The organism is Bartonella saheliensis, from assembly GCF_902162175.1.
In genome coordinates, this window is sequence record NZ_LR607203.1 from 31,868 (window position 1) to 49,241 (window position 17,374).

Here is a 17,374-nt window from a genome sequence, read left to right on the forward strand (position 1 = left end):
TGAAATTGCGAAATGTTCTTTTATGAAGAAAAAACATCCCTGCCGCATTCGCAAAAGAGCAGACTTTTTGGCTGTTCGTACAGGAGAGAAACGACGTGGTCCTTTATTTTTACTCGAAGTTAAATCTCGTGAACAAACAACAGAAAGAAAATCTTCTCTTGTTGCGCGTGTAGGCTTCACTGTTACCCGTAAAAACGGTAATGCTGTAAAGCGTAATCGTATCAAAAGGCGTTTGCGTGAAGCCGTGAGAGTTGGTGTAGTAAATCACATGGAAGCAGGGACTGACTATGTCATTGTAGCGTATCGTGATGCATTATATGCGCCTTTCACATCTTTGATTAGTGAATTAAATCGGCGAATAAAACCAAAAACAAAATATCAGCAACGACAACAAGGGAATACGAATGGAATATAACCGCAATTTCTTTATCGCTATTGGCTTATCTTTCGTAGTGCTCATCGCATGGCAATTTCTTCATGTTGCTCCCCAACAAGCAAAGTTACAAAAACAACAAGTCATCGCGCAACAACAGCAATTGTCAAAACAACAGTCAACCCTTTCTACTCCCACGACGAATTCTTCTGACGATCCCTCAACACATCAAGAAACATCGCTCATCGAGCACCCAATGACTCCTGAAATTCGGAAAGCAGTATTAGCCAAAACAGAGCGTATCGCGATCAAAACAGATGAATTGGAAGGCTCTATTAATCTTGTCGGAGCACAATTTGATGATCTTTTCCTCAAGAGATATCGTGTAACCGTCGATAAAAAATCACCGGAAATCGATTTACTGAATCCTAAAGGATTTAAAACGACCTACTTGGCCGAATTTGGCTTTACAAGTGCATCTTTGCCCGCAAAAGCCTTACCACAATCCGATACACAGTGGCAAATAGAGGGGAACAATACAACCCTAACACCTGCAACACCCATCACTTTAATTTATAATAACGGACAAGGGCAAATCTTCCGCCGTACCCTTTCTGTTGATGATCATTACATGTTTACCATTGAGGATTCTATCAGCAATGAAAGTGATCAACCGATTTATCTCTCATCCTATGCCCGCGTTGCACGTGCAGCACCACCAGAACATACAAATGCCACCTATTTACTTCATGAGGGGATGATCGGTATTGCTGGAGATTCGCTCAAAACTGAAAAATATAAAACCTTAGCAGAGCTTGATCCAAATCCTGATAATGGACAAAAGAGCATGACTTTTTCCAAAGTCACAGGAGGCTGGATTGGTATTACCGATAAATATTGGGCTGTAGCGGTTATTCCCCCGCAAGATCAAGAATATACAAGCCGTTTTATTTATTTTGATCGTTTGCAAACACATTATCAATCTGACTTGCTAGGATCGCCTTTAACGATAGCCCCCAATGAAACAAAAACCGTTACAAATCGCCTTTTTGCTGGTGCAAAACAAGTTGAAATCATTAATCACTATCAAAATGACCTAAAAATCAACAAGTTTGCTCTCTTAATTGATTGGGGCTGGTTTGATTTCATCACAAAACCTATGTTTGCCCTCATTGACATTCTTTATAAGCAAACAGGAAATTTTGGTATTGCCATCCTTCTAGTCACAGTGCTTTTAAAAACACTTCTTTTCCCTCTCGCCAATAAATCTTATAAATCTATGGCGCGCATGAAGCTTATACAACCGCGGTTGCTAGAAATAAAAGAAAAATACCCCGATGATCGAAACAAACAACAGCAAGCAATCATAGAACTGTACAAAACCGAAAGAATAAATCCCCTTGCTGGTTGTTGGCCAATGTTGGTTCAATTTCCAATATTCTTTGCTCTTTATAAAGTTCTCTATATCACCATTGAAATGCGCCATGCACCTTTCTTTGGCTGGATTCAAGATTTAGCGGCTCCCGATCCAACGTCTCTTTTCAACTTGTTTGGTCTCTTGCCCTATACAACGCCAGCATTTCTTATGATTGGTGCATGGCCTTTGATTATGGGAATAACGATGTTTCTACAAATGCGTATGAATCCCGCTCCTCAAGACCAAACTCAAGCGATGATCTTCACATGGATGCCTGTTGTCTTTACTTTTATGCTCGCCTCCTTCCCTGTTGGTCTTGTTATCTATTGGGCATGGAACAATATATTGTCAATCATTCAGCAAGGTATCATGATGAAGCGCCAAGGAGTTAAAATTGAGCTTTTTGATAATTTGAAAGCCATGTGGAAAAAAACACCTAAAAAAGAAGTGCAGTCCCCAAAAGAAGTGCAAGAATGACAAGAGATTCTTTCCTTTCTGGAATTTTTTCTCACAATTGGGTTTTTATTCGTGGTGTCCCCGCAATACGCTTTCTTCCCCCTGAAGGACCACCAGAAATCGCATTTGCGGGACGTTCCAATGTTGGAAAATCATCTTTAATCAACGCACTTGTCCAGCAAAAAGGCTTAGCACGAACCTCAAATACACCAGGACGCACTCAAGAGCTTAATTATTTTGTCCCCGATGGCTTCAGTGGACAAAAAGAAGACCTTCCCCCTTTTGCATTGGTAGATATGCCAGGTTATGGTTTTGCTGCTGCGCCTAAAAATCTGGTTGATGCTTGGACAAATTTGATTTTTAGCTATTTACGGGGACGCACAACACTAAAGCGTGTGTATCTTTTGATTGATTCACGGCACGGAATCAAAAATAATGATGAAGACGTTCTTACACTCCTTGATAAGGCAGCCGTTTCTTACCAAATTGTTTTGACAAAAAGCGATAAAATCAAATCAAATGCTTTGGAAAAATTAATGGTGACCACACAAACAAAGCTTCTCAAACGTCCAGCAGCCTATCCTGAGATCCTTGCAACCTCTTCAGAAAAATCATATGGTTTGGAAGAATTACGTACTGCTATTTTGCAAACCATTGCATAAGAGAAGGCATTCATATTATTAACAATTTATTAAGCATAATTGCCAGCGGCTGCTAATGATCTTGTACTTCTCATCAAGCATCTTTATAAAAGGATGACTTGAAAGAATTCTTATCCACTCTATTTAATTGTGTAAATTATGCTGACACTTTTTCACTCTCCCCTCTCTACTTCTTCGCGCTTCATACGCCTCATTCTTGGGGAATACGGTGTAACCACTCAACTGATTGAAGAATATGAATGGGCAAGAAGACACGAATTTCTTGCTCTCAATCCCGCCGGTCATGTTCCTGTTTTTCTCGATGAACACGAAATTCCATTATCAGGTCCCTTTGTTATCTGTGAATATTTAGATGAGACCCATGGAAGTTTACGACAAGAAAATAAACTCTTTCCAGAAAATCCTTTAGATCGTGCGGAAGTACGCCGTCTTAACGACTGGTTTTTAAATAAATTTGAAAATGAAGCAACGCGCCATATTGTACGAGAAAGAATCCATAAACGTGAAATGCCTCTCTCCATTGGCGGAGGCGCTCCCAATTCGCAAATTTTACGCAATGCACGAGCCAATATTCCACCCCATATGAGCTATCTCAATTGGCTGTGTGCCTCTCGCGATAGCTTAGTGGGTTCTTCCTTGTCCTATGCTGATCTAGCAGCAGCAGCCGCTGTTTCTGTCCTTGACTTTCTAGGGGAAATTGACTGGGAACAATCCCCCGCTGCCAAAGACTGGTATATGCGAATTAAATCACGACCTTCTTTTCGTTCTCTTTTAACAGATCGTGTCCGCGGAATTGTTGCAAGTACTCACTATGCTGATCTTGATTTCTAAGTCTCCTCTCACAAACACAAGTAAAAATAAATTTTATCTAAAGAAAACTTCTCAATTTATAAATTTTTATGCCTGCCTATAAAAATACAAGAATAGATTGATTCATAATCTTATTGAATAGAAAATAAGAACCCATCATACTCTCTTATTTCAACCCCTCTTATCATGCTCTCCCAAAATCATTTTTATAAAAAGATTAGTATAGAGATAAAAATATTTCACAAAAAATTTTAAAGTCCCTCTTTAAAGATAAGAGCTGCAGGACCAGTAGAAAGAGAGGGCAATAAAATAACAATGCTTAATGCTTAGATTTCCCTCCATTCTTCCCAATCTATGAAAAAACATACTCTCATACATAACGGCTTACTCTTACTAAAAAAGCGTTATCATGTATTTTTACAAAATAACAATTTTTGCCAACGAGCTTTCCTAAAAAATGAATAATCCAACCAACCCCCATGTATCAACAATCCAACTTTTCAGACATCTTCCTGCTTTTTCCTCCTTTTATGTGTTTTTATTGATAGATAATATTTGGTGTGTAAAAAATTGTATAAAAATACCTATGAACATTTTAAGTTCCAAGGGCTAGTAAAGCGTATGATGGTGCCCCCCAATTTATGCTTTTATGAAAAGTAACCGTACAGAATAGATTTTATATTATTTATGGAGATTTTCTCTTTATACCCTTCAAGCGCACCATCATAAAACGAGCTTGAAGAGCATTGACCCCCTATTTCTTTAAGACGAGCGCATAAGTTAAGTGTATTTTGTTTGAAATATTCTATTTTACATGAAAAACGTGCCCCATTAAGGAACGGGAGAAATAAAAGTATCAAGCAATGTGCACCTACTCTTAGGCTTTTCAAGCAAGCTTTACTCTATCCATCACATGATCTAACAAAAAATATCTCTCTGTAAATTTGTAAATCTTATATTACTTACCTTAAACGATAAAATTTTACAGTACAAAAGGATAAATTAAAGTAGGAAAAAATTTTTCCCTATATTAAGAAAAAGAACGGTTGGAAAGAAGACAAGAATTTGCCTATACTACGGAGCAGTAAAGCATCATAAGGAGATAAAAATGCGCCTTACAGTTGTTGGTGCAAATGGAAGAATGGGACGTGAACTCATTACAGCAACCGAGCTTAGGAAAGATGTAGAGCTTTGTGCCGTTCTTGTGCGCAAAGGCTCGCCTTTTGTAGGAAAAGACGCCTCTACCTTAATTGGTTCAGATTCTCTTGGGGTTTGCATCACAGATGATCCCGAAAAAGCTTTTTCAAACACAGAAGGGATTGTAGATTTTTCACAACCCCAAGCGAGTATTCTTTATGCTCACTATGCTGCTCAAAGAAAACTTGTCCATATTATAGGCACCACAGGATTTAGCAAAACAGAAGAAGAAAAAATTGCAGAGTTTGCGAAACATACAACAATTGTCAAATCCGGAAATATGAGCCTTGGAATAAATCTCTTAGCCAACCTTGTAAAGAAAGCAGCCAAAGCATTAGAAGCCAATGATTTTGATATTGAAATTTACGAAATGCATCATGCGAACAAAGTTGATGCCCCTTCTGGAACAGCCCTTCTTCTTGGACAAGCAGCAGCTGAAGGTCGAAATGTTATACTGCAAGATGTACGTGTCAACGAACGCACTGGCCATACAGGGAAACGCGAAAAAGGCTCCATTGGCTTTTCTTGTTCACGGGGTGGAACAGTTGTTGGCGAACACAATGTCATTTTTGCCGGTTCCCATGAGCGCATTGTTCTTTCCCATACAGCGCAAGAACGCTCCATCTTTGCCAATGGCGCATTAAAAGCAGCTTTATGGGCCAAAAACCATGAAAATGGTCTTTATTCAATGCTCGATGTCTTGGGATTAAACGATGAATTTTAAACAATCAATAAAATAGAGGCAATTCATAATGGGACGCACACTTGTACTTATCCGTCACGGACAAAGCGAATGGAATCTCAAAAACCTTTTTACGGGTTGGAAAGACCCTGATTTAACAGAAAAAGGTCATGCTGAAGCGATAGCAGCAGGAAAAAAACTAAAAGAATCTGGTTTAAAGTTTGATATCGCATATACATCTGCTTTACAGCGTGCCCAAAAAACAGCTCAACACATTTTAGAGCAAATGGGACAATCAAATTTAGAAGTGATCAAAAACTCTGCATTAAATGAACGTAACTATGGAGATCTCTCTGGTTTAAACAAAGATGAAGTACGCCAACAATGGGGGCAAGAGCAAGTGCAAATGTGGCGCCGCTCCTATACGATTGCCCCCCCGAATGGAGAAAGTCTACGCGATACTGGTGCACGTATTTGGCCTTATTATCTTTATCATATCCAGCCTCATATTTTACGCTCTCAAACTGTTTTGATCGCAGCACATGGAAATTCTCTTCGTGCTCTTATTATGGCGCTTGAAGGTCTCACTAGTGAGCAAATTATATCTCAAGAATTAGCAACCGGTATTCCTATTCTTTACACCTTTAATCCCGATTCAACCATTGCATCAAAGACAATCATCACACCTTAAACCTTCAAAATCATGATGTCCTCCAAAGGGTTAATTCAATCATTTTAAATAGAGAAAATAAATTCTATAATTTTATTGACAGAATTGCTTCACACGCTTAGATGATTTTCATAAGCCCAGATGGCGGAATTGGTAGACGCGCAGGTTTCAGGTACCTGTGCCGCAAGGCGTGGAGGTTCGAGTCCTCTTCCGGGCACCATTTAACTTTACATCAACAATAATAGTAATTTATTTGTTTTATACACATTTTTATGTGAAGGCCATTCAAATAAACATAAGGGTATAGGATTTTTTAATACGTCCCTCAATTATTTTAAATCAAGACTTCTTTTGAAGATATTTTTATTATCCTTAATACGCAAAGGATTTATACTTCTCAAAAATCAAAATATTTAAAGATCTCTCTAGAGCAGTATGCTCTTTTTTATTGTGTGTAATTTGCCATTTTTAAACGCAAGAGATGCTATAACAAAATTGAGAAAATAATTTTTCTCAATGCCTCTAAAAAATACATTTTAGATAAATTCTAATAATTTTTTGAGTGCTAGAAAGCTCTCTTGTGTCAAACCATCTAAAACGCTCATACACATAATAACAGTTTCATGTTGCAGCAGAGTAGAAAGTTCGATTGTAGAATTGTTTCGAGAAGGAGAAACTCCTTTTTTAAAAAAGTCTTTTCTTGCTCTAAAAGCTCTATGATTTTGGTTTCCATATCAATAGGTACAGACTTTTACCAATCTGCAACAGAAGATAAAAATTCTAAAGACGCATCTGAGTTCTATTTTTAAAACCCTCTTTTTTATTCTATCTAAAACATGAAACAATCTATTCAATCATCAGTATGAAACATCTTCATGTTTAAAAAACGGGTACTACAAAAAAATTTGAAACTCTGTACTGCTTTTATTGTTCTTTCTCGAATAATCCCTCGAGTGCCACATCTCGTTCTTTAATCGCTTCTTCTAATTCTGCCACGACCTTTTTATACAATTTCGAACACTTAAAAAAAGAATAATAAAGCGTGATAATTGCTATGTTTAAAACACAACTAATAATTATTGTAGCGAGAAAAAACAATATTATAAAAACCGTCATTTTTTTCTCCTTTTTTGTACTGTAAGTGCTTTATCTCGCTGCTCAAAAGTATCTTCTAATTGCTGAAGTTGTTTTTTCAATTTCTTTGTCAATCGTATGTGTAAAATTAAAATAATCGGAGAAGCTATAAAAAAACATAAGAAAATGAATGCAATAAAAATACATATAAGAGTAAGAATATCGAACTCTCTATCGGCTTCACCTAACATCCGGACAACAGAACCTAAAGCCACATTGATTATAAATATGCAGAAGATTATTTTATAATCCTTCAATGAAAGTTCCATAGCTTCTTTAAACGCTAAAACTCTAGATTCTGTGTCAAATGCTGAAGAGACTCTCGAAACTTTATGATCTAGATTTTGAAGTGTCTCATGCAATGGTTGTGTTTCTTTGGTCGTGTTTCTTTTTATGCTGGTCTCATTTGATTCTTCATTTTCAGAGCGTATTTCTCGCGCCTTTCCATATCTTTTCCATCGATCTTTTTCCGCTCTTTCACAGTTCCTGTTACACAAAAAACAAAGAGTTCCTATAATAATCATAACGGATATGATAAGTACTATTGCAAATCCCACCGTTTATTCCTTTTTCAATGACATCGTTGTTAATCATCTGATGCATTCTTCCCCATTGCATCAATAAACAACTTTCTGTTTCTTTATCGCGATATTTTTTTCAGACTTTGAAGTTTCTTGTTTAAACGATCAACTTCGTGATTAAGCCTTTCAAGTTCTTTATTAAGTCCATCAATATGCCCATGATGTTTAGAAACCACTTCTAAAGTATGTAATGACTGAGATTGATCCTTAAATTGATCGATTTTGTTTAAAGCGCGAAAGGCTTCTGTTCTTTTCTCAACATGTTCAAATAGCGTAAAAACCTTCTCAAGCCGCTCAAAAATTGCAGCGTTTCGTCTTTGCGTTATCTCATATTTATAAGTAAGTTGTTTGTTGTTTGGCATCGTTTTCAGCAATGCCAAATAGAGTTCCTGCTGTTCAAGAGCTACTCTCTTCAAATCTTCTACCGCTATCCCTAATACCTTCATTGTATCATTCCATCCCCGTTGCGCATTTTCCTTTTCAAACTCAACGGAATCCAGCCTCTGAACAGCATCATCCCGCTCCTTAACGACTTGGGAACAAAATAATTTATCCACGCCCGTATAACCATACGAGGAGGAAACAAGATATGTCAGCAAAAATATGATAAGCAATAAGCCTTCTCTCAACAGAATTTTTTTTGTAAACATTTTTCTATTTTCTCGTACAAAATACCTTAAAATAAATACCTAAATTATCATCAAAAGATTCGAAATGAAATTTATTCAATCTCTTTAGAATAATCTACGATAAAAATAAAAAGGATAAATTATACAAAAAATAAATCTATAAAAACTAATTTATTCAACAGAGTGTTTATAAACTTGTCTGTTTAGTTCTATATATCCATAGAAAAAATTTAATCACTTTATACGTGAATTAGAAAGAATTTATATAATATTATAAATCACTCAAAAGTAATATTTTAATTAGTAATTATACTTCCTCTCATAAAATGAGGGAATTTGATTTCTCTTACAGCGCAGTGAATCAAAAAACTGTAGGTGAAGTTTAAAATTCACCATTATTTGTCATGAGATAAAAGCTTTCATCTCATGTTTGACTTCTTCATTTTTTCTATCTGTAATCTCTAAAGAATATCTTCAATAAGCGCTCTTTTAGGTTGTCATTTTTATGATAAAAGTAACGGTTATTGATTTTCTATTTAGGATACCGGTTTGCAAAAGAGGATCGTCATTTGACGGATATGGTGAGATTTATATATTGAGTCACGATGTATCATGCAATACTCCTTATGGATGAGAAATTTAATTCTTAATCGTAATAATGTAATCGAAGTAACCGACCTTGCCAGACAATTTTTTAATAAATAAAGAAAGATGAGTTCTGAAAACAACTGTTTTTAGACGTAAATTGCTACGGAGAAACAGTTAAAGAGGAATGGGGGACATACAAGTGTTGATGAGCGTAAAAAAAGATATCAAAAAGTTACCCAAAGCTGATTTATGGATTATTTTTGCTGATTCTCCTGATCAGCTAGGAGTATGGATCAATGAATGGTGTGTAAAAAATAAACAAGCCTATATAAATTCTGGCTATGTTAATGATATAGCTGTCTTTGGTCCATTTTACATACCCGAGCAAACTGGTTGTTACGCATGCAGCTCATCCCTAGGCAATCTTCCGGCAAAAAGTGACCATCTTATTTATGATGCTTGTGTTATGATTAATAATAACTTCAAAGTTGCTACATTTCCTCCTATGAATACTCTTTCAGCCGCCATGTGTGCTAATGATGCTCTTAAATTTTTGGGTGGTTATGGAAGCCTTCTTTCCACTGATCGCCGCGTGGGAATATGGAGCAGCCAGCTCTTCATAGAAGAACGCTCTCTCAAGAAAAATCCTCACTGTAAGGTTTGTGGAACAACATAAATGAACAGACCACGCACTCTTGCTCTCACCTATGGCTCTACGCACGGTTCATGTAAATGCTAATAAGGTTTTGCGAATAAAAGCACTGTTTGGTTGAACTAAAAATAAAAGAGCATCGCTCTATATCAAAACAACTGATAGAAAGTGTCTAACAATAGAAACAATTAAAAAACAACAGAAATTGGGATAGGATAAAAAGAAAGATAAGTCAAAAGAACCAAAGTTTTCTAACTTATTATATAAATACTGATTTTACTGAATAATGGCGGAGAGGAAGAGATTCGAACTCTCGAGAGCCTTTTGAGCCCTACTCCCTTAGCAGGGGAGCGCCTTCGACCACTCGGCCACCTCTCCAAGGAGTTGCATAAATGGTATCAATAGAAAGTTCAAGACATTTTCTATTTTTTTCCCAACTATCTGAAATTTTTTCTTGATTGACTCCATAGGAAGCAAAAATTAATGAAACAAAAATTGTGTCTTTTTTACAACATCTTCTCGAATAGTACATGAATACATTACAAAAAGTTCATTTCATATTTGAAACTCTCAAAATATTAGTATAGCTAGAATAATAAGTACCGCGTATTTTACTTATGCCTTTGTCTTTAATGCATTAGGCAAATGATATTCTTTAGAAGAAAATTAAACGGACCTTGGAGATCCCATATGAATATTAAATCCCTCTTTTTAAGCTCTACAGCAGCTTTTTTAGCAATTTCTGGAGCACATGCTGCTTCAAAAGTTGTTGCCGAACCTGAACCCGTAGAATATGTTCGCGTTTGTGATGCCTACGGAAAAGGATATTTCTATATCCCTGGAACAGAAACCTGCATGCGTTTGTCAGGAAGTGTTCGTGCTGATTTTGTTGGCGGTGGTAATATTGATGCAACAACCGAAGCTGAACTAAACAACAAAAGAAAAACCTACGGCTCATCATCACGGCTTACTCTTGTTTTTCAAGCAGCCTCTGAAACAGAAATGGGAACCCTTCGTTCATATGCGAGAATTTTCTCAAGCTGGGGTGATGGTAAAAATGGCGCTGGTGCAAGACTTTCAGCCGCTTATATTGAACTTGGTGGATTTCGTGTAGGTCTTGACGATACCATTTTCAGCAGCTGGACTGGTGGTTATGGAAATGTTCTCAATGACGACAGCGTAGCACCTGCCGGTACAACACGCACCAATTTTATTTCTTATACCTTTAACGGTGATGCCGGCTTTTCTGCTATTATCGGAGTTGAAGTAGGCAATAATGCAGATTCTCTTCCTGAAGCACCAAAGGAAAGAACAATAGGAGACAGCTATATTGAGAAAGATGGGAAACTTGTTCCTATCACAAACGATACGCTTCCAAGTAAAGCAATTAAGAATTACACCCCTAATGTGGTTTTGGGTATAAAGTTTATGCAAAAATGGGGTGGTTTTTCAGCCGTTGCAGCATATGATGCTTACTATAAAAAGTGGGCTGGCAAAATACGTGCAGATTTCAATGTTAACGACCGTTTCAACCTATGGGTAATGGCTGGTTATAAAAATGGTGTTGATTACTACACCGAAAATGCAGATGGTGAGTTATCACGACGCAGCACAACGATCTATGCAAACTGGGGCGGTAAATGGGCTGCTTGGGCTGGTGCTACTTACAAACTTACGCCAAAAGCAGATTTAAATGCTCAAATTTCTTATAGTGCTGTAAAAACCTTTGCAACATCTGTCAATATTGCATACACGCTGGTTCCAGGTCTTGTGATTACACCTGAATTGACCTACGTTTCTTGGAACGATGATCGCGTTATAAAGGATGCACATGATAATGAAAAACCTTTCTTTCATGGAAAAAGTGCATTCCAAGGTATGATCCGTTTACAGCGTTCATTCTAATTCTAATAAGCTAGAGCTTTGAAGAACTGGCGACATAAGTCGCCAGTTTTTATTTTTGCAATCAAATATCATAAGCAACCTTTCCGGATACTTATTTTCTTAATCCTTCTGACAAAAGGTGACTTAATTGCACAAAAATATTTTTAGAATGGTTAACCTTATAAGCTTGATAAAAAAGACTTCATAGAATGTTAGCCATCAATTCAAACAATCTTTTTCTTGCTCTTTAAAGCGTGCCCTTCACTGCTTTATTATCTAATTGATCTTTCTTTTGGTAAATTATAGTCTAATCTCTATAATTTAAGGCATGATCTTCTTAGATGAGCTCTATCCCAAATTTTCAGTTTAACTGCACTGAACAAGAAACCTCACTCCTCTCAAAGCACAAAAATACCTACCAGCATCAGTTTGTAAATAATTCAATTGCTCTAGGAAGAAACTTGAAGGGGATATTTATGATTCATTTGTATAAAGGACGACAGAAAAATCCCATCCTAAATATTTGCCTATCTTTATTTTTAAAATACTTCAATTAAATTTTGTATTCTTTATGTCGCTTGTATCATGACCTTCAATGATGGTATTTTGCAGCATAATAGAATAAAACATTAAAGCAAGACAACATATTGATTTATAATGATAATTTATCTTTATTCAACTTGAATAAGAAACCTGAATACCATCAGATTCTCTTATTCCCAATTCCTCCGTGTTGAATCAAGAAAAATTATTCCCTTGCACATCACAAAGAGGATTAGCAATAAAAGCTGAATAAAAAAACGATAAATACCTATGAATCGTTTCAAATGTCAAAGGTTATCGACTCAACATTAAGGGCAAGAAAAGTGTAGAATGGTGCCGACCTTCTCCTTTATTTAAGCATAAGAATAATGATGCACAATAGATGATACACTTCACAGAGAATTCTATACTCTTTAAGAATACCGTTGTAAAATATATGTGCAATACACACCCAAAAAAGCTGAAACAAACAGGTAAACACGCGATAGAAGCCCTTTTTGTTTGAGGCATTCTATCTTGCATGATCCCATTATACACAACATCTTAACTTTGGATGCTTTTAAAGGAAGCAGAATGAAACTGTAAAACTTCATCTATATAAATCATAAAGTCTTCCATAGAGTTATGTTTCCACAAAACACCTTATATCATAATATATAATTTAAAAAACGATGAACGCTCTTTTTTATATGAAACCAATCAATAAAAAATAAGCGTTTATATGTTATCATAAAATATCTTTTAATTCAAACGAACTGAATTCACGAAAAATATTTATCAACCAATGCATAAAGAATTGCCGCTGTTTCAACATCAAGAATCCCGTCATAGTTCTCTTGACGAAAATGAAGCTGAAAAGCTCGAATTAAATTTTTATATCCTATTTCCGTAGATGCCGCTGAAATATCATACCCATAACATTTCAGCTTTGCCAAAACCTCCTCCTTAGATGGAAAACTCTTAGAAAATTGTTCTTGATAGTGATTTTTGGTCTCATCATCATACCATGCCCCTATCCCTACCCTATAAAGTTCTTTCCACGGAAAAGCTGCTCCTGGATCACTTTTTCTTCCAATAGCAATATCGCTATGCCCCACAACATCTGTTGGCATAATATCAGGATATCGTTGCAGAATATTCAATGCAAGCTCTTTAACGGCATCAATTTGTATTGGATTATAGGGAGGAAAGCTAAACTCCTCGCCATTATGATTCATTAAATCAGTGGTCTCGTCTGAAGACTCAGAATGACCTGTTGCTAAATTAACGATTTCAATCCCAATAGATGTATCATTGAGACGACTATGCCCAGCCCATGCGCTAACACCCGCATGCCACGCACGCTCGTTTTCATCAACCAGATTAAAAATACGCATATCCTTAAATCCAGCCTCACGATATGTCTGCTCTGAAGGATCAGGAACAAGATAGTGTGCACTAACCTTTTCCCCTGTAAGAGCCATGACAGAGGCTTTAAAATCAATAGACGTATAATGCATGACAAGAAAACGAACTCGACGATTAAAACTCTTAACAGAACGATAACTGTTGTAATCAATCCGATACATAAAAGCCCTTTCTTTTTTGCTTTAAAAATTACCGCGTATCACAACAGATTAGGACACGAGTTGTTGAAAAAATTACAATGAATCTTCTATCAAGATGAATTACGTCAAAAATTTGTTTCCACCCCCACACACCATATCAAATTATTTTCCACATAATGATTAATTGAAAAGAAAATAAAAGCATAAAATGATCACCTCTTAAATCTTCACATCTTACAGAAAAAAGAGCTGTTCCTGCTATCCAATTGAGAAACATTTTCTCGAAGCGAGCACACAACTATTACGCAATCTAAATAAAAGCATAAAAGAAACACTTTATGAAATTTTTACAGCAAGTTAAGACCAAATAACTAAACAGCACATATTTGCAATCAACTTTTCACGGACATATTTTTTAATAAAATTTGCAAAGCGTTTCTGTCAATGATACTGTTTCCTATCTTTTCACACTATCTCTTCCTGATTTATAAAAAGTAACGATTATTTAAAACGCTTGAGGAACACCAAGTCTCTGAATTTCCTTCATATCCTCCTAATGAAAGATAATATATTAATTTACAATGACTATTAATCTTTGTTTTGTATTTTAAATGGAATAACCAGATAAATCCTCTTCTATTGAATTAATCAAAACTATTTATTTTAACATCAAAAGCAGAGATTAATGGCGAGATAAAAACAACATCGTATGATGCCTGTATCTCATCCTCTTCATCTAAAGTGCAAAATTTATTGCAACATTGTGTGCTAGAAAAGTGACACCGCAAAAATCCAATTCAGCCTATAAGCCTTCAATATTTTTTCCGATAACATAAAAATGAAAAGGCCGCTGAAAACCAATGATGTATCTTACAGAATATCTATCAGCAAACAGACCTAACTTTTAGCACTAAAGAAGAACGGAAAAAAGATATAGAAATCGATACTCTCTTAAATGAAAAACAAACTCTTTTGCGACATTTCCTTAACTGGCAACAACAGCAAGCAAAAGAGCATAAAATCCAGTAATTTTTACCAAAATTTTTCACCAAATCGTTTAAGGAAGACAACTTCCTTCATGTTTCCAACATTCCCGCCCCATATCACTATAAGTGAATTCAATGAACAATTTTTATGGGCTTTAAAACCTTCAATGCCCCTTGCCGATTTCTAGTCCTAGCCCATTACCCAAGAGCACAAGAACTTTTTTTCATAATCCCTCCATCCATTCGCTAACGATTGCATTCGTCATAACAGGATTATCATCCCACAAACGCGTAGCAGCCCCAGAAATTATTCGATATTCATGATTAACACATTGGCTTTTTGTTTGATTATCAACTGTTGCAAGTTGCGATTTTTCACCCACCAATGCTAAAAACTTACCCCTATACTTAACAATCTCATTTCTAGCATCCAATGCCAATAAGAGTTTAAATCCCCTTGTCATCCGTTCAATAGCTATGCTTTTTTGATCTTTCGGAATTTCCAAGGCAACTCTTTTTTTAGTGCCTCCATAAGAATGCATAAAAACATTGAGTATTTCCAAAGCGCCCGCCAAATCATTATTTTCTAAGTGAAACAAAATATCTCCAAGGCGCCGTTGCAAAAGCTTATCTGGATAGCCTGGTGCATTGACAGCAAGTACAGCCCGAACATTAAGAAGCCGTGATGCCAATATTTGTACCAACATTCCAGCCATAGAAAATCCCACAAACACCGCAGGCTCTTTAAAATACTCTTTGAGTTCTTCTATCATAAAAGATAAAATTTCGATAGCAGAATGATTGAAAAAATGAAAACTCTTAGGAAAAAGCGAGAGTGTATCCAGCGGCGTTACTTGAAATCCTTTTGTTGCGCAGAGCTTTGTCAATGGAGCACAAAAAGCCCCCTCATCCCAAATGGGCATCACAGGAGAAAGAATAACAACAGGACAGCTCATTGATCTATTCCTCCTCTTGCTTCAACGCACATCAGAGCCCAAACTCTTTCTCCTAAATGTCATGAAAATACAAAGGTATGTTAAAACTTTATGTTGCCCCATAACAACCAATTTGTTAAATTCAAACAAAGTTTATGATCAATTTTAATCCCGCTCAATTAAACAACTGAATAAAAAATAACTCAATAACAGAGTTTAAAAGCGTGTAAAACATCAGAAATATTCCTGCATAATACTCTCTATCATTTTACTCAACTTATTTCTGAAGTCATAAAATGACGCGCTTTTTGAATATAAATGATAAAACCAATCATACAACACACTGCTAATAAAGTTGCCATAGCCCGTGGGCTATGACCAGAGATTTCTCCGATAATCGCCGCACTGAGTGCAGCACTTCCTAATTGCAAAGAGCCCATAACTCCTGAGGCTGCTCCTGCTGCTTGCGGATGCGATGAAATAGCCAATGCTGTCCCTAAAGGTAATAAAAAACCATTGCCAAAAGTAAGAACAGCAATAGCCATAAAACTTGTTACAAGAGGCCATGGGCTTAGATACATTTGCAAAGCAAAGAGCCCTCCTCCTATAGCAAAAATAATGTAGCCTCTTCCTACAGTCTTTTCCATAGACTCGCGTTCGAAAAACCACCGCGCCAAAAAATTTCCCAAAATATAGGGCAATGAGACACCAATATAGCTATAACTAATATAGATCGGCGATAACCCCAAAGTCGTGAGTAAAAAAGGCGACTCCACAATATAAGCAAAATAGGCCGCATAAGAAAAACACGGAATAAGTGCATAAAAAATAAATTGTTTATTTCTGAGAACGTCTAGATATACCTTCATAAATCCTACTGGAGAAAAAGGCTGTCGCTTTTGGGGGGGGAGAGTTTCGGTTAGCACAAAAAAACATAATAAAATGGTTAAAAATATAAAAAAACCTAAAAAGATAAAAGTGGCTTGCCAATGAAAAGCTTGTATCAAAAGTCCACCAATGAAAGGTGCAAGTGCTGGCGACATTCCAATAAAAGGGAAAACAATCAAATAAAGTTTTCCTGCTGCTTTTTTATCCAACAAATCATTGATAATCGCGCGACTTAAGACAAGCCCCGCACAAGCTCCAAGACCTTGCAAGAAACGTAATACAAGAAAAGCATGAATATGAACTGTATAAATCACACCAATTGTCGTGAATAACCACAAGAATAAGCCTAATAGAAGTGTTTTTTTACGCCCAAAATTATCACTTAGAGGTCCATAAATAAGCTGTCCAAGTGCCAATGCAAACAAAAAAACAGCCACTGCGCTTTGAATTTGAGATTGTGTCACTTGATAATACTGACGCATATCCCCCAGTGCTGGTAAAAAAATATCAGTAGAGATTAATCCCCCTGTCGACAAACATACAATAAGTATAATAAATGGCAAAGTATATTTACGATTCATAAATAAAATCACACTTTTAAAGTTAGATATTAAATAGTATTTAATTGAAAATTAAAAAATATAATGATATTTTTTCTTATATAGATAAATAATCATGATGAAAAGTATTATTATTTTACTTTTTGAAATAAAATTTCAATTATTTTTTTAATAAATAAA

The 17,374-nt window shown here is 36.1% G+C and carries 13 protein-coding genes and 2 tRNA genes; 9 read left to right on the forward strand and 6 right to left on the reverse strand.

Annotated features, from left to right (window positions below; all coding sequences use genetic code 11):
• Positions 1–22: 22 nt before the first annotated feature.
• The 7 genes from rnpA (at position 23) to FS875_RS04555 (ending at position 6,487) form a co-directional block, all read left to right on the forward strand.
• The gene (gene rnpA / locus FS875_RS04525; protein WP_144753653.1) at positions 23–415 is read left to right on the forward strand and encodes a ribonuclease P protein component; all 393 of its coding nucleotides are present in this window, start codon (positions 23–25) and stop codon (positions 413–415) included.
• A complete protein-coding gene (gene yidC, locus FS875_RS04530) occupies positions 405–2,267 on the forward strand; it encodes a membrane protein insertase YidC (RefSeq protein WP_144753656.1) in 1,863 nt (620 codons plus the stop codon). The genes rnpA and yidC overlap by 11 nt, the downstream gene beginning before the upstream one ends.
• On the forward strand, positions 2,264–2,908 hold the full coding sequence (yihA, locus tag FS875_RS04535) for a ribosome biogenesis GTP-binding protein YihA/YsxC (RefSeq protein WP_144753659.1): 645 nt from the start codon (positions 2,264–2,266) through the stop codon (positions 2,906–2,908). The genes yidC and yihA overlap by 4 nt, the downstream gene beginning before the upstream one ends.
• Positions 2,909–3,046: 138 nt before the next feature.
• Entirely contained in the window at positions 3,047–3,739 is a 693-nt protein-coding gene (locus tag FS875_RS04540) for a glutathione S-transferase family protein (protein ID WP_144753661.1), read from the forward strand.
• Between the two features lie 1,087 nt (positions 3,740–4,826).
• Positions 4,827–5,639, forward strand: a complete 813-nt coding sequence (dapB, locus tag FS875_RS04545) for a 4-hydroxy-tetrahydrodipicolinate reductase (RefSeq protein WP_144753663.1) — start codon at positions 4,827–4,829, stop codon at positions 5,637–5,639.
• A 28-nt stretch (positions 5,640–5,667) separates the two neighbouring features.
• Positions 5,668–6,288 carry a 2,3-bisphosphoglycerate-dependent phosphoglycerate mutase gene (locus FS875_RS04550; protein ID WP_144753665.1) on the forward strand — a complete coding sequence of 207 codons (621 nt, stop codon included), beginning with the start codon at positions 5,668–5,670 and terminating at the stop codon, positions 6,286–6,288.
• 114 nt (positions 6,289–6,402) lie between these two features.
• Positions 6,403–6,487 (forward strand) — tRNA-Leu (locus FS875_RS04555).
• Between the two features lie 892 nt (positions 6,488–7,379).
• Here the strand turns inward: FS875_RS04555 and FS875_RS04560 are convergent.
• Positions 7,380–7,958, reverse strand: a complete 579-nt coding sequence (locus tag FS875_RS04560; protein WP_144753667.1) for a hypothetical protein — start codon at positions 7,956–7,958, stop codon at positions 7,380–7,382.
• Positions 7,959–8,041: 83 nt separating this feature from the next.
• A complete protein-coding gene (locus FS875_RS04565; protein ID WP_246067849.1) occupies positions 8,042–8,539 on the reverse strand; it encodes a hypothetical protein in 498 nt (165 codons plus the stop codon).
• Positions 8,540–9,404: 865 nt separating this feature from the next.
• Between FS875_RS04565 and FS875_RS04570 the strand changes: the two genes are divergently transcribed.
• A complete protein-coding gene (locus FS875_RS04570) occupies positions 9,405–9,875 on the forward strand; it encodes a ThiF family adenylyltransferase (protein WP_246067850.1) in 471 nt (156 codons plus the stop codon).
• Positions 9,876–10,138: 263 nt separating this feature from the next.
• On the opposite strand, the gene FS875_RS04575 is transcribed toward FS875_RS04570, so the two are convergent.
• Positions 10,139–10,229, reverse strand: a tRNA-Ser gene (locus FS875_RS04575).
• Positions 10,230–10,541: 312 nt separating this feature from the next.
• Here FS875_RS04575 and FS875_RS04580 point away from each other — a divergent pair.
• Positions 10,542–11,756 carry a porin gene (locus FS875_RS04580; RefSeq protein WP_144753672.1) on the forward strand — a complete coding sequence of 405 codons (1,215 nt, stop codon included), beginning with the start codon at positions 10,542–10,544 and terminating at the stop codon, positions 11,754–11,756.
• Positions 11,757–13,039: 1,283 nt separating this feature from the next.
• Here FS875_RS04580 and FS875_RS04585 read toward each other — a convergent pair.
• The 3 genes from FS875_RS04585 to FS875_RS04595 form a co-directional block, all read right to left on the reverse strand.
• Positions 13,040–13,846 carry an N-acetylmuramoyl-L-alanine amidase gene (locus FS875_RS04585; protein ID WP_144753675.1) on the reverse strand — a complete coding sequence of 269 codons (807 nt, stop codon included), beginning with the start codon at positions 13,844–13,846 and terminating at the stop codon, positions 13,040–13,042.
• Between the two features lie 1,189 nt (positions 13,847–15,035).
• Positions 15,036–15,767 (reverse strand): alpha/beta fold hydrolase, encoded by a 732-nt coding sequence (locus FS875_RS04590; RefSeq protein WP_144753678.1) that lies wholly within the window; start codon positions 15,765–15,767, stop codon positions 15,036–15,038.
• Between the two features lie 251 nt (positions 15,768–16,018).
• The gene (locus tag FS875_RS04595; RefSeq protein ID WP_144753681.1) at positions 16,019–17,215 is read right to left on the reverse strand and encodes a multidrug effflux MFS transporter; all 1,197 of its coding nucleotides are present in this window, start codon (positions 17,213–17,215) and stop codon (positions 16,019–16,021) included.
• Positions 17,216–17,374 lie beyond the last annotated feature (159 nt).